Below are 13,825 nucleotides of genomic sequence, written 5' to 3'. Positions count from 1 at the left end.
TGCACCCCCGGCAACGGTGCGGTCGCGTGGACCGCACCGCGCAGTGTCAGCGATGCGTGTCGCCAACGTCCTTGAGGTCTTCGCGCAGGATTCGCCGGATTTCCAGCACCGCCTGCGGGGTTTCCTGCACGCTGTGCCCGGAAATGATCACCTTCTCCGACACCGCACCGTCCAGATGCGCGCTCCAGTACGGCACCAGCCCATCGTCGGACTGCTGCAGCGGCACCTCGGGTTTGCGCTGGGCAATGATCGAGTGGTACTTCAGGCCCGGCTCGATCGGCAGCGCACCGGCGGCCTTCACGAACGGATCGCTGGCCTTGAGGTTGTCGATGCTGTTGGGAATCTGCAGTTTGGTCGGCTGCGCCGATTGCGCCTCGGCCTGCTGCAGGGTCTGGAACACGTCCTCGAACTTGCCCAGGATGGTGATCGGCAACCGCACCAGCCGCCCGATCAACCGGCCCAGCCGATTGCCGGCGATGTCGGTGCCCTTGTGCGGGGCGGCGATGAAGATCGCACGCTCCACATTCGGCTCGGCCGTGAAGTGCAGCAGCGGGCCGAGCTTGGCCTCCACCCGCTTCAAGCGTTCACCCTTGAGCTCGTAACTGGCCAGCAACTGGTCCCACAGCGCATCGCCGGAAGAGGTCACCAGCAGCCGCGCCAACACGCCGCCCATGCTGTGGCCGATGAACACCATGTCCTTGGACGCGGGCGTGGTGCCGTTCGGGTCGAAGTGCTTGAGGGTGTTGTTGAAGGCCTCGTTGATCTCGAAGCGGTTCAACGCGATTGGTGCGTTGGTCGGGTAATACACCTGCCACACCTGGAAATGACGGCGCAGTTCGGGATCGCCCATGATTTCATTGGCGACGTTCACCCACGCTTCCGGGCTGCTGCCCAGGCCGTGCAGCATGAAGATGATGCGGCGATTCGGATCCCACGGCTGCATCAGGTACATATGCGGCTCGGCGATGCCTTCGCTGAGGCCGAACAAGGTGCGCAGCGACTGCGTGGCAAAGCCGGACTGGGCCAGCCACATGCCGTAGGCGGCGGTGAAGTTGCCGGCCAGCGGCACTTTCTCGCCGTGCAGGTCGATGCTCTCGGTGGACTCCGGCGAGTACACATCGAACAGCACCTGGGTCGTCTCCATCACCTCGCGCAGGGAATCGCCCTTGAAGCGCAGCAGCGCGGTGGCATTGATCGCCGACATCTCGCTGTACTGCGGAATCTCGGCCTTCTTGCCGTCCGCCGCGGCGATCAGCTTGGGCGGATCCATCACCACCACCAGCTCGGCACCGAAGCCATCACGGCGGTAGGTGCTGCGCAACCCGGCAAAGCTCACCGACGAGGCCGACACCATGGTGGTGGGGATACTGGTCATGCGCAGCTGGTCGAAGTCCGACGTCAGCGTCCAACGCTCACCGGCCACCGCGGCGTTGTAGTCCTCCCCTTCCAGCGCACTCTCGCGGCTGCGCTTGAACACCACCGCCGCGGTCTGTTCGGCGGCGTAGTTGTAGTAGTCGCGGACCTGGGTCTGGCGGTCCTCGAAGGCACGCTCGGACGGTGTGCGTCCGCTGAAGAACAGGTAGGCATAGGCATAGCGCGCCGCTTCCAGCCACGCATCCAGCGCGGCGTCGGACATCGGGTGTTTCTCGCGGTCCTTGGGCTTGGGGCTGAGCCCCAATGCGGTCTTGACCCACAGTTCGGACAGCGCTGACAGCCGCTGCTCCTCCGGCAACACGGCGGTGTCTTCCAGGGTCTTCTGGCAGGCGGCAACATCCTTCTCGCATTGCGCCTCGTCCAGGCCGATCACGCTCAGCGTTTCCTGCGACGCGGCACTCAGCTTGCCCGAGGTCAGTACGTCGCCGCGCTTGTTGGCCAGGTACTCGGTGGGCGCCACCTGCTTCATGGTAACCATCGCACAACCGCTGGACAGCAGCAGCGACAGCACCACGGCCAGCAGCGGCAACGCGCGCCCCGGCAGGCGCGGGAACGACAACATCATGGGGTGTTTCCTTGGTCGATACCGGGCACGCCACGGCGGATCAAACGGGAGAAGTCAGGATCATCGCCGGCCGCGCGCGCGCGCTCGGTGATGCGGCCACGCGCCTTGAGGGTGGCGAAATCCACCCCGGGCGTGAGCACGCCCAGATCACGCGCGTACTCGGCGAAGTAGCCCGATGCGAGCAGGCGGTAATCCAGCGGCAGGCCGGGTGCGATCTGCTTGGCCAGCTCATACACGATGGTGGTGCAGTTGCTGGTCAGCGTGTTGTAGAACGCAGGCGCGGCGTCCAGCTTGCGCGCCTCGCCCAGATAGGACACGAACAAGCCCTTGAGCTGCTCGCGCGTCATGCCCTGCAGCCGGTACAGATACACATCCTCGCCACGCACGTTGCTGCGCACGCGCACGATGTCGGTTTCCTCGGCGGCCACCAGGGTCATCTCGAACTTGCGGAAGAAACCGCCCAGCGCCGAGAACGATTCGCCGCGCTCCTTGCGGATCTCCAGCGAGAACACCAGCTGGCGACCGTCGGCGAAACCGAAGGAGACCAGCGTGTGCGCGATCATCGGCCCCATCCAATACGACAGCACCAGGTCGGCCGAACGCAGCTGGTCCAGGTCATAGGCGCGGCGCTCCCAGCGCACCTCGTGGTTGTCTTCGCTGTGCCAGGTGAAGTTGCGCACGTTGTCGAGCACCACGTGCCGGCCGTCGAATTCGACCACCTTCAACCGCTGCGCCACATCGTCGGCCCAGAGCCGGTCCTGGCGTGGGCTGAGCAGCAGCCACCAGACCCCCGAGGCGACCAGCGCGGCGACGAACACCGCACCCGGCCAACGCCCGGCGCGCGCCCGTGCCACCGCCACCAGCGTGGTCAGCGCAAAGCCGGCCCACACCACGATGACCACGGTGCGCAGCCAGCCCGGCCCGGGCAACTGGTAGGCCAGCAGCCCGGTGATCCACAGCGCCGCCAGCAGCATCAGTGCGGCCAGCCCCCATCGTCCTGCCTTCTTCACGCGTCGTTCCGTCGTTGATCCGGGGCGCTAGTTAGCCATAACCGGTGAGTACAGGACATTTTTGCGTGTTCAGCTTCGTCAAAACTTCCTGGCGTAACACCGCTATGCCCGAACCGCCACGCCTCACGCCACCGGCCGCGCCTTGCCCAGCCGCCGCACCAGCACGAAGAACAGCGGCACCAGCACGATGGCCAGCAGCGTGCCGGAGAGCATGCCGCCGATCACGCTGATGCCGATCTCGCGACGGCTGGCCGCGCCCGCACCGGTGGCCAGCGCCAGCGGAATCACACCGGCCACGAACGCCAGCGAGGTCATCACGATCGGGCGCAGGCGCAGCCGCGCGCCCTGCAGCGCCGCCTCCACCGCCGAGCGCCCGGCGCGGTACTCGGCTTCGGCGAACTCCACGATCAGGATCGCATTCTTGGCCGACAGACCAATCGTGGTCAGCAGGCCAACCTGGAAGTAGATGTCGTTGACGAAGCCAGCCGCGGTGGTCGCCAGCACGGTACCGATCACGCCCAGCGGAATCACCAGCAGCACCGCCACCGGCACGGTCCAGCTCTCGTAGAGCGCGGCCAGGCACAGGAAGATGAAGGCGATGGACGCGGCATACAACCACAGGGTCTGGTTGCTGGACATCTGTTCCTGATAGGACAACCCACTCCACTGCAGCGCGAAGCCAGGCTGTTCGGCCACCAGCGCCTGCATGCGCTGCATCGCCTCGCCGGAACTGCGACCTTCGGCGGCACTGCCCTGGAGTTCCATCGCCGGCAGGCCATTGAAGCGCTGCTGCAGCTGCGGTCCGCGCGCCCAATGGCTGCTGGCGAAACTGGCGAAGGAAGCCATCTGCCCGTTGGTGCCGCGTACCGACCACTGGTCGATGTCATCGGGCACGCTGCGGTACGGCTGGTCGCCCTGCAGGTAAACCCGCTTGACCCGACCGCGGTCGAGGAAATCGTTGACGTAGGTACCGCCCCACGCCGCCGAAAGCGTGGCATTGATATCGCCCTGCGCCAAGCCCAGCGCGCTGGCCTGGGCATGGTCGATGTCCAGGTGCAGCTCGGCCTTGTCGCCCAGCCCGTTCAAGCGCACCGAGGTCAGGCCGTCGTCCTGGTTGGCGGCCTGCACCACCTGCTGCTGCGCGCTCTGCAACGCCGGGCGCCCGGCCGCGCTGTTGTCCTGCAGCCACAGCTCGAACCCGCTGGACTGCCCCAGCCCGCGTACCGCCGGGGGCGACAACACGTTGACCTTGGCATCGGCCTGGCCACGAAAATACTGGTTGGCCCGGGCGATGATTGCCGCGGCGCTGTTGTCCGCGTTGCGTTCGCCCCACGGTTTGAGTGCGAGGAATCCCTGCCCGGCGTTCTGCCCGGTGCCGGCGTTGTTGCGGCCGATCACCACGAACACCACGTCCAGATTCTGCTTTTCCTTCTCTAGGAAGTACTGGCTGATCTTCGCGCCCAGTTCCTCGGTGCGCGCCATCGGCGTGCCTTCCGGCGTGGAGAACTGGAACATCACCTGGCCCTGGTCTTCCACCGGCAGGAAGCCGGTGGGCATGCGCGCATACAGCGCCACCATGCCGATGATCAGCAGCAGGTAGAACGCCATCCAGCGCTTGGGGTTGGCCACCACACCGCCGAGCTTGCCGCGGTAGGCTGCCTGGCTGCGCTCGACGCCGCGGTTGAACCAGGCGAAGAAGCGTCCCGGTGGTTTCTGCGCCGAGGAGGGCTTGAGCAGGGTCGCGCACAACGCCGGGGTCAGGGTGAGCGCGACCAGCGCCGACAGCGCCATCGCCGAAGCAATCGTGATCGAGAACTGGCGGTAGATGATGCCGGTGGAACCACCGAACATCGCCATCGGCAGGAACACCGCGCCGAGTACCACGGTGATGCCGATCAGCGCGCCGGTGATCTCGCCCATCGAACGCTCGGTCGCCTCGCGCGGCGGCAGATGTTCTTCGTGGATGATGCGCTCGACGTTCTCCACCACCACGATCGCATCGTCGACCAGCAGACCGATCGCCAGCACCATCGCGAACAGGGTCAGCGTGTTGATGGTGAATCCGGCCACGGCCAGCACACCGAACGTTCCCAGCAGTACCACCGGCACGGTGATCGCCGGGATCAGCGTAGCGCGCACGTTCTGCAGGAACAGGAACATCACCACCACCACCAGGATGATCGCCTCGATCAAGGTGTGGATCACGCCTTCGATGGACACGCGCACGAACGGCGTGCTGTCGCGCGGGTACGCCACCTCGATGCCCGGTGGAAAACCGGGCCGCAGCCGTTCGATCGCCGCGCGCACCGCATCGGCGGTTTCCAGCGCGTTCGCGCCGGAGGCCAAGGTCACCGAGAAACCCGCGGCCGGATAGCCGTTGAGGTAGCTGCTGGTCTGGTAGTTCTCCGCGCCGATCTCGACGCGGGCGACGTCCTCCAGGTGCACCGCCGCACCGCTGGGCAGCGTCTTGAGGATGATGCCGCGGAACTGCTCCGGCGTCTGCAGACGCGACTGCGCGGTGACCGTTGCATTGAGGCTCTGCTGCGGGGACGCCGGCAACGCACCGAGTTCACCGGCCGTCACCTGGGTGTTCTGCGCTTCGATCGCGCTGCGCACATCGGACGGCATCAAGGCATAGGCGCGCAGCTTGTGCGGGTCCAGCCAGATGCGCATGGCGTACTGCGCACCGAACACATTGATCTCGCCGACCCCGGGAATGCGGCTGATCGGATCCTGCACATTGCTGACCAGGAAGTCGGACACGTCCACGCGTTCCATGCGCCGGCTGGTGTCGTACAGCGACACCACCATCAGCGCATCACCCTGCGACTTGGCCACGGTGATGCCCTGCTGCTGCACCTCCTGCGGCAGGCGGTTGATGGCCTGGTTGACGCTGTTCTGCACCTGCACCTGGGCGATGTCCGGGTTGGCGCTCTGGTCGAAGGTAACGGTGATGCGCGACTGGCCGGAGGAGGAACTGGTGGACGAAAAATACAGCAGGTGGTCGATGCCCTTGATCTGCTGTTCGATCACCTGGGTGACGCTGTCCTCCACCGTTTGTGCGGAGGCACCGGTGTAGTTGGCGGTGATGTTGACCTGCGGCGGGGCGATGTCCGGGTACTGCTCAACCGGCAGCTGGGTCACCGCGATGGTGCCCAGCGCCATGATGCAGATCGCCAGGACCCAGGCGAATACCGGGCGGTGGATGAAGAAGCGCGGCAGCATGGCGGCTCAGCCTCGCTTCGCGGGCGTGGTGGCGGATGCGGCGCTCGGCACGGCCGCCGGCTTCACCCGCACCGCCATGCCATCGCTGAGCCCCTGGCGGCCGCTCAGCACCACCCGTTCACCGGCGCGCAGGCCATCAAGCACCAGCCATTGATCGCCCACCGCACGCGCGGTGCTGAACACCCGTTGCCGGGCCTTGCCCTGTGCGTCCACCACCCATGCCTGCGCTTCGCCCTTGGGGCTGCGATCCACCGCCGCCTGCGGCACCAGCAGCGCCTGCTGGCGGGTGCCCTGGCCCACCTGGGCACGCACGTACATGCCCGCCAGCAACTGGCCCTGCGGGTTGGGGAACTGCGCGCGCAGGGTGATGCTGCCAGTGGCCTGGTCGACATCGATATCGGCGAACTCCAGCGTGCCCGGCAGCGGGTAGTCGCTGCCATCGGACAGACGCAGCCGCACCGGCGCGGTGGTGGCCTCCACCCCGCCTTCGGCAATCGCCCGGCGCAGCGCCAGGAATTCATTGCTGGACTGGGTGATATCCACGTTCATCGGGTCCACCTGCTGGATCCGCGCCAGCGGTTCGGCCTGGCCGGAGGTGACCAGCGCGCCCGGGGTGAACAGCGCCCGCCCGATCCGCCCGGCAATCGGTGCGGTCACGTGGGCAAAGCCCAGCTGGGTACGCGCGGTATCACGCACCGCCTGCGCGGCCTGCACCGCGGCGGCGGCCTGGTGATGGGTGGCAATCGCATCGTCCACGTCCTGGCGCGCGGCCAGCTGGTCCTTGCCCAGTGTCTGCAGCCGCTCCGAGCGCAGCCGCGCCGCCACGGCCGTGGCCTCGGCGGTGCGCAGGTTGGCCTGCGCCTCGTTCAGCGCCGCCTGGTACAACGCCGGCTCGATCTGGAACAGCGGCTGCCCGGCCTGGACCATCTGGCCCTGCTCGAACAGACGCTTCACCAGCACCCCGGCCACCTGCGGGCGTACCTCCGATTCCTGCGAGGCCACGGTGCGCCCCGGCAGTTCCTGCTCCAGCGCCAGCGGCTGGGTCTGCAGGGTCAGCACGGTCACTTCCGGCGCGGCGGCGGCGGCCTTTGGGGCGTCATTGCCACAGGCCGCCAACGCGGTTGCCAGGCCGAGCGCCAGCAGCGGGGCACGGCAGGTACGGAGCAGCGGCCAGGCGCTGGCCAGGGGGGAGCGGAGCGTGTGGGTCATCGGCTACGGAGTTCCAGGCGTGGGGGAAGCGCTGGGGGCGCAGGACGCCGGCATCATGCGCCGGCATCCCGTGGGGGCACCGAAACCCGCCGGCGGCACCCTTCCACGGGCCGAATATAGAAGACGCAGCGGCAGGATCCGGCGAAAAACGCATGAAACATTTTTCATTTGCAGTGGCTGCGGGCGGTTGCGAGGATGCACGTGTCCCAGGACTTATAGTGGCCCATGCCGCGCGTACTCACCATCGAGGACGACCTCGTCACCGCCCAGGAAATCGCCACCGAGCTGCGCAGCCACGGCTTCGAGGTGGACCTGGTGGCCAATGGCGACCAGGGCCTGGCACTGGCGCGCAGTGGCGACTACGCGGTGATCACGCTGGACCGTATGCTGCCCGGCATCGACGGGCTGGGCCTGGTCACCGCGCTGCGCCGCCAGGGCATCACCACCCCGGTGCTGATGATCAGCGCGTTGTCGGATGTGGATGAACGAGTGCGCGGGCTGCGCGCCGGGGGCGATGACTACCTGACCAAACCGTTCGCCTCCGACGAGATGGCCGCACGCGTGGAAGTGCTGATCCGCCGCCACGGCCAGCCGCCCAGCAGCGACAACGTGCTGCGCGTGGGCGACCTGGAGCTGGACCTGATGACGCGCTCGGTGCGCCGCGCCGGCGATGAGATCGCACTGCTGCCCACCGAATTCAAACTACTGGAATTCCTGGTCCGCAACGCCGGCCAGGTGGTCACCCGCAGCATGCTGTTCCAGGAGGTCTGGGGCTATCACTTCGACCCCGGCACCAACCTCATCGACGTCCATATCGGACGCCTGCGCAAGCGCATCGACCATCCTGGCCGGCCACAGCCGATCAAGACCGTACGTGGAACCGGCTATGTCCTCGACGAGCATGTCTGACGGCTGGCGTTCGTCCAGCAGCCGCCTGCTGGGCCTGTACTGCGTGCTGTTCGTGGCGTGGTCCAGCGTGCTGCTGGGGGTGATGTACTGGCGGGTCTCGGACTACCTCAGTGATGTGGCCGAATCCGGGTTGCTGCAACGCGCCCACCTGTTCGAAAAGTTCGAAGGACAGGCACTCGACGCTGCGTTGCGCGACAGCCTGCGCTACGACATCCATGGCGCCTACGCCTACGGCATCTTCAACCGCAACGGTGCGCATCTTGCGGGCCCACTGCAGGCCATTCCCGAAGGCCTGGACATCGATGGCCGCTCGCATGCGGTGGAAAGCTGGGCGCTGGCCAGCGGCGCGCGCGAGGAAGCCGGCCGCGCGCTCGGAGTGAACACCCAGGATGGCCGGCTGCTGGTGTTCGCACGCCCCAGCGGCAAGCTCACCATGGTCAACAGCATCATCCTGGAAGCCCTGCTGTGGGGCGTGTCGCTGACCGTCATTCCCGGCCTGGCCGGCTGGCATGTGCTGCGTCGGCGGCCGCTGAAACGCATCCAGCAGATCGAGGCCGCCACTAACCGCATCATCGCCGGCGACCTGGGCCAACGCCTGCCGGTGTCGGGACGCCCGGATGAGATCGACCGCTTGTCGAGCATCGTCAACGCCATGCTTGAACGCATCGAGCAGTTGATGACCGAAGTGAAAGGCGTGTGCGACAGCATCGCCCACGACCTGCGTACCCCGCTCACCCGGCTGCGCGCGCACCTGTACCGCATGCGCGTGGATCTGGACGACGAGGATCCGCGCGCCAACCAACTGGACCGCGCACTCACCGACACGGACATGCTGATGGCGCGCTTCGCCGCGCTGCTGCGGGTGTCGGAACTGGAGAACCACCAGCGCCGCTCGGCGTTCATCGAGATCGACATCGCCGAGCTGCTCGGCGAGCTGCATCAGTTCTACCTGCCGCTGGCCGAAGAAAAGCAGCAACTGCTGCAGCTGGAGGTCGCCCCCCCGCTCAGCGCCGTGCGCGGCGACCGCGAGCTGCTGTTCGAGGCGCTGGCCAACCTGTTGTCCAATGCGCTGCGCTTCACGCCCGCCAACGGGATCATCGTGTTGCGTGCGGTGGAGGAGGAAGGTGCCCCCCGCATCGATGTGATCGACAACGGGCCGGGCATCCCCGCCCAGGACCGCAGCCTGATCTACCAGCGCTTCTTCCGCGGCAGCGGCGATGCCGGGCGCGGTGAGGGCTTCGGGCTGGGCCTGTCCATCGTGGCCGCCATCGCCGGCCTGCACGGGTTCCGGGTCCGCGCCGGCACCGCCCCGGGCGGCGGGGCCTGGCTCAGCCTGCGCTGCCAGGCCGATGGCTTGCCCTGAACGGAACTTCGCAACCGACCCATTTGCGAATAATTTGTATTTGCATTGGAGCATCCGGATAATCCGTCGCCACCGTCACCCCCGGACCGACCGATGCCCGCCCTCCGCCGCCCGCTGCTGCTGTCCCTCGCCCTGCCCTCCCTGCTCGCCTCGGCGATTGCCCAGGCCCAGGACAGCAACGCCGCCCGCACCCTGGATGCGGTGAGCGTGGTGGCCGATCGCGCCAGCACCGCGACCAAGACCGACACCGAGCTGACCCAGACCCCGCAGGCGATCAGCGTGGTCACCGCCGACCTGTTCACCGACCGCGGCGCCCGCACTCTGCAGGAAACCCTGCGCTACAGCGCCGGCGTCACCGCCGATGCCTACGGCCTGGATACCCGCAGCGACGGCAGCACCGTGCGCGGCCTGGACCCGGTGCAGTACCTGGACGGCCTGCGCCGCAGCTACGGCTTCAACCCGATGGCACGCACCGAGGTGTATGGCCTGGAGCGGGTGGAAGTGCTGCGTGGACCGTCCTCGGTGTTGTACGGCGCCGGCGCCACCGGCGGCATCATCAACGCCATGACCAAGCGCCCGACCTTCACCGACACCGGCGGCGAGCTCGGCGTGCAGCTGGGCAACTTCGACCGCAAGCAGTTCCAGGGCGACATCGGCGGCACCCTCAATGACGCCGGCACCGTCGCCGGCCGCGTGGTCGGGCTGGTCCGCAACGCCGGCATGCAGACCGACTTCGTCGACGATGACCGCGTCTACGTCGCGCCGTCGATCAGCTGGCGCGGCGAGCGCAGCACGCTCACCGTGCTGGCCAGCTACCAGCACGACACCACTGCCTCCAGCCAGCAGTTCCTGCCGGTGGTGGCCACCTTGAACGCACCGGCGGGCCGCCGCCTGGACCCGTCCACCTTCCTGGGCGACCGCGATTTCGACACCCTCGACTCGCGCGTGTACAGCCTTACCGCGCTGTTCGACCACCGCTTCAGCGACAGCGTGAGCCTGCGCTCGTCGGTGCGCTACCTGGACGGCAAGACCGAGTTCCGCGAACTGTATCCGGACACTTACACCAACCCGCTGGATCCGTTCATCGATGCCGACAAGCGCGTGGTCAACCGCAATGCCTACGGCGTACGCCCGGACGTGCGTGTGCTCACCAGTGACAACGCCTTCCAGTTCGACTTCGCCACCGGTGCCTTCCAGCACGTACTGCTGGCCGGCGTGGACTACACCGACTACCGCGAGACATCGCAGAGCCTGGATGCCACCCCGACCCCGATCGACATCTACACCCCGGTATCCACCGGGGTGACCATCAACGGCTGGAACCGCCTGCCCAACCAGCGCACCACCCAGCTGGGCGTGTACGTGCAGGACCAGATCCGCTGGGCCGATCGCGTCTCGCTGGTGCTCGGCGCCCGCCGCGACCACGCCCGCAGCAAGACCGAAGGCCTGCCCAGCCAGACCGACAACGCCACCACCTACCGCGCCGGTCTGATCGGCGACATCGGCGGCGGCGTCTCGCCGTACATCAGCTACAGCGAGTCGTTCCTGCCGGTCAACGGCCAGGACCTGTACGGCCGCGCGTTCAAGCCGATGCAGGGCCACCAGGTCGAGGGCGGCGTGAAGTGGCAGCCGGCGCGCAACATGCTGGTCACCGCCTCGGTCTACCGCATCACCGAAACCAACCGCCAGACCAACGATCCGGACAACGTGCTCAACGTCATCCAGACCGGTGAAATCCAGTCAAAGGGCGTGGAGCTGGAAGGCCAGTTCTCCTTCGCCAACGATCTCACCGTGACCGCCGCCTACGCACGCAACAAGGCCGAGGTGACCAAGAGCAGCTTCGCCATGGAAGTGGACCAGCGCCTCAACGACACCCCGCAGGAACTGTCCTCGCTGTGGATCGCCAAGGGCTTCCAGCTCGATGCCGATGCGCGGCTGCGCGTGGGCGTGGGTGGCCGCTACGTCGGCAACACCCAGTCGCTGGGCTACGGCGGCTTCATCCGCACGCCCAGCTACACCCTCATCGATGGGCTGCTCGAAGTGCAGGTCACCGACTGGACCATGGCGCTGAACATCACCAACCTCACCGACAAGAAGTACTTCGCGCCGTGCCGCAACTTCGGTGACTGCTTCACCGGCAACCCGCGCACCGTCACCGGCACCATCAGCTACCGGTTCTGAGGTTCCTGGCGACCCGGGCCGCCGTGCCCGGGTCGGACGGCGTGCAGATCAGGCCATCGACTGCAGTAACTGGCCCAGGGCCGGTGACTCCGCCCCGCTGCGCAGACACAGCTGCAACATGAACCGCGCCGCGTCCCCTTCAATCGCCTGATAGTGGATCTCCGCGCCGCGGAATCCCGCCATGCTGGCCGGCACGATCGCCACACCCGCCTCCACCGCCACCAGCGACAGCACCGCATGCATGCCGTGCGCTTCCTGCACCACGCCCGGCACGAAACCGGCTGCCGCGCACAGCTGGATCACCTGCGCATGGAAGCCCTGCCCCTCGCGCGCGGGCCACAGCACGAAGGGTTCGGCGGCCAACGCGGCCAGCGCAATCGCACCTCCCTGCGCAAGTCGATGCGAACGCGGCAGCGCGATGGCCAGGCGGTCGTGATCGAAGTCGCGCAGCTGCATGTCACCGGCCTCGTACACCGGTGGAATCAACACGCCCGCATCCAGCCGCTGCTCACGCAGCATCAGCACCTGCCGTGCGGACGTTGCCTCGATCAACTCCAGCCGCACCTGTGGATGGCTGCTGCGGAACGCGCGGATCACCTGCGGCAGCCGCCCGTACAGCGCACTGCCCACATAGCCCAGGCGCACGGTACCGGTACGCCCGGCGGCCGCATCGCGGGTGGCGGTCAGAGCGTGCTCGGCCTGCTGCAGGGTCAACCGTGACTGCGCCAGCAATACCTGGCCTGCGGCGGTGAGCCCCAGCGTGCGGTTGCCGCGCAGGATCAGCTCGGCGCCCACCTCCTCTTCCAGCTTGCGGATGGCGGCGGTCAGCGGCGGCTGCGACATGTGCAGCCGCGCCGCCGCACGATGGAAGTGCAGCTCCTCGGCGACGGCGACGAACTGGCGGAGGAGGCGAAGGTCGACCATGGGCCTGCCGGAACGGAAAACAGGGGCCAGCGTAATACGTCCCGCTCAGCGGGGCTCGATGGCCGGCTGCGCCACGTTCGACCACTGCGCCGCGATGTCCTCGATGCTGCCGGCTTGCACCGCACGCAGATCACGCGGATACGCCACGCCGTCGGCCTCCTCACTGCGCGTGGCATGGAACTGGCCGTTGCTTGCGCGCAGGATCCAACCGCCCTGCTGGCACGCCGACGACACCAGGAAGGCCACACCCGGGGCGACCGCATCGGGATGCAGTTCGTCGGGCTCGCCCTGCACGCCCCACATCCGGGTTTTGGCCACCGGCGACACCGCATTGACCAGGATGCCGTGCGGCGCACCTTCGGCCGCCAGCACGTTGACGATGCCCACAGCGGCCAGTTTCGCCGCGGCGTAGGCGACCAATCCCGGCTGCACATACTGCGGGTACAGCGCGCGGTCGGACGTGGTCACTACGATGCGGCCATGACGCGCGGCCTGCATCGCCGGCCATGCCGCCTGCGCCAACCATAGGGGGGCCTTCGCGGCGAGGCTCATCATGCGGTCGAAGCGCGCTTCTTCCAGCGCCTCGATCGGCTGGTACTCGACCCAACCGGCGTTGTGGATGATGAAATCCAACCGCCCGAAGCGCTGCAGGATCGCGGTGATCAAGGCCTGGCAATCGGCACGGCTGTCGATCGGGTCGTGCGCGGCGTGGACGTCGAGGCCCTGCCCCCGCAGCAGCGCCACCGTCGTGGCTACGCGCTGTGGATCGGTATCCTGCCCATCCACACCCGCGCCCACGTCGTGCATCACCACCTGCGCTCCGCGCTGGGCCAGCAGGCGGCTGTAGGCCAGGCCAAGGCCGCCGCCGGCCCCGGTGATCAGGCCTACCTGGCCGTTGAAAGAAAGGGCGTCGTGTTTGTCCATTCGCACAGCTTCAGGCCAACACGGGAGACACAGCCAATACTGCTTATAGGATGTGGCGATACGTTTGGCGTATCGCGCGGC

General features: G+C 67.4%; 9 protein-coding genes. 3 read left to right on the top strand and 6 right to left on the bottom strand.

The features are described from left to right. Positions 1–46: 46 nt before the first annotated feature. The 4 genes from AC3IPM_RS04735 to AC3IPM_RS04720 form a co-directional block, all read right to left on the bottom strand. Positions 47–1,999 carry an esterase/lipase family protein gene (locus tag AC3IPM_RS04735; RefSeq protein WP_489302773.1) on the bottom strand — a complete coding sequence of 651 codons (1,953 nt, stop codon included), beginning with the start codon at positions 1,997–1,999 and terminating at the stop codon, positions 47–49. Continuing rightward, the gene (locus tag AC3IPM_RS04730) at positions 1,996–2,973 is read right to left on the bottom strand and encodes an Lnb N-terminal periplasmic domain-containing protein (protein ID WP_489304013.1); all 978 of its coding nucleotides are present in this window, start codon (positions 2,971–2,973) and stop codon (positions 1,996–1,998) included. The genes AC3IPM_RS04735 and AC3IPM_RS04730 overlap by 4 nt, the downstream gene beginning before the upstream one ends. A 159-nt stretch (positions 2,974–3,132) precedes the next feature. Continuing rightward, a complete protein-coding gene (locus AC3IPM_RS04725; RefSeq protein WP_489302772.1) occupies positions 3,133–6,234 on the bottom strand; it encodes an efflux RND transporter permease subunit in 3,102 nt (1,033 codons plus the stop codon). A gap of 6 nt (positions 6,235–6,240) precedes the next feature. Then, the gene (locus AC3IPM_RS04720) at positions 6,241–7,443 is read right to left on the bottom strand and encodes an efflux RND transporter periplasmic adaptor subunit (protein ID WP_489302771.1); all 1,203 of its coding nucleotides are present in this window, start codon (positions 7,441–7,443) and stop codon (positions 6,241–6,243) included. A 225-nt stretch (positions 7,444–7,668) separates the two neighbouring features. Between AC3IPM_RS04720 and AC3IPM_RS04715 the strand changes: the two genes are divergently transcribed. From AC3IPM_RS04715 to AC3IPM_RS04705, 3 genes are all read left to right on the top strand, one after another. Then, a complete protein-coding gene (locus AC3IPM_RS04715; protein WP_489302770.1) occupies positions 7,669–8,352 on the top strand; it encodes a response regulator transcription factor in 684 nt (227 codons plus the stop codon). After that, a complete protein-coding gene (locus AC3IPM_RS04710) occupies positions 8,330–9,715 on the top strand; it encodes a sensor histidine kinase (RefSeq protein WP_489302769.1) in 1,386 nt (461 codons plus the stop codon). Before AC3IPM_RS04715 ends, AC3IPM_RS04710 begins: the two co-directional genes overlap by 23 nt. A 93-nt stretch (positions 9,716–9,808) precedes the next feature. Beyond that, the gene (locus tag AC3IPM_RS04705; protein ID WP_489302768.1) at positions 9,809–11,896 is read left to right on the top strand and encodes a TonB-dependent siderophore receptor; all 2,088 of its coding nucleotides are present in this window, start codon (positions 9,809–9,811) and stop codon (positions 11,894–11,896) included. Between the two features lie 48 nt (positions 11,897–11,944). Here the strand turns inward: AC3IPM_RS04705 and AC3IPM_RS04700 are convergent, their stop codons facing one another. After that, positions 11,945–12,820, bottom strand: coding sequence for a LysR family transcriptional regulator (locus AC3IPM_RS04700; RefSeq protein WP_489302767.1), 876 nt, complete (start codon positions 12,818–12,820; stop codon positions 11,945–11,947). Between the two features lie 45 nt (positions 12,821–12,865). After that, positions 12,866–13,744, bottom strand: a complete 879-nt coding sequence (locus AC3IPM_RS04695; RefSeq protein ID WP_489302766.1) for an SDR family NAD(P)-dependent oxidoreductase — start codon at positions 13,742–13,744, stop codon at positions 12,866–12,868. Positions 13,745–13,825: the final 81 nt, after the last annotated feature.

The organism is Stenotrophomonas sp. GL_111, assembly GCF_057835245.1.
This window is presented reverse-complemented; position numbering and strand designations above follow the sequence as displayed.

What these genes read in the sequence shown, in the direction of transcription:
- AC3IPM_RS04700 (WP_489302767.1), bottom strand. Translation starts at nt 12,820, where the DNA reads ATGGTCGACCTTCGCCTCCTCCGCCAGTTCGTCGCCGTCGCCGAGGAG.
- AC3IPM_RS04725 (WP_489302772.1), bottom strand. Translation starts at nt 6,234, where the DNA reads ATGCTGCCGCGCTTCTTCATCCACCGCCCGGTATTCGCCTGGGTCCTG.
- AC3IPM_RS04715 (WP_489302770.1), top strand. Translation starts at nt 7,669, where the DNA reads ATGCCGCGCGTACTCACCATCGAGGACGACCTCGTCACCGCCCAGGAA.
- AC3IPM_RS04705 (WP_489302768.1), top strand. Translation starts at nt 9,809, where the DNA reads ATGCCCGCCCTCCGCCGCCCGCTGCTGCTGTCCCTCGCCCTGCCCTCC.
- AC3IPM_RS04710 (WP_489302769.1), top strand. Translation starts at nt 8,330, where the DNA reads ATGTCCTCGACGAGCATGTCTGACGGCTGGCGTTCGTCCAGCAGCCGC.
- AC3IPM_RS04720 (WP_489302771.1), bottom strand. Translation starts at nt 7,443, where the DNA reads ATGACCCACACGCTCCGCTCCCCCCTGGCCAGCGCCTGGCCGCTGCTC.
- AC3IPM_RS04695 (WP_489302766.1), bottom strand. Translation starts at nt 13,744, where the DNA reads ATGGACAAACACGACGCCCTTTCTTTCAACGGCCAGGTAGGCCTGATC.
- AC3IPM_RS04730 (WP_489304013.1), bottom strand. Translation starts at nt 2,973, where the DNA reads ATGCTGCTGGCGGCGCTGTGGATCACCGGGCTGCTGGCCTACCAGTTG.
- AC3IPM_RS04735 (WP_489302773.1), bottom strand. Translation starts at nt 1,999, where the DNA reads ATGATGTTGTCGTTCCCGCGCCTGCCGGGGCGCGCGTTGCCGCTGCTG.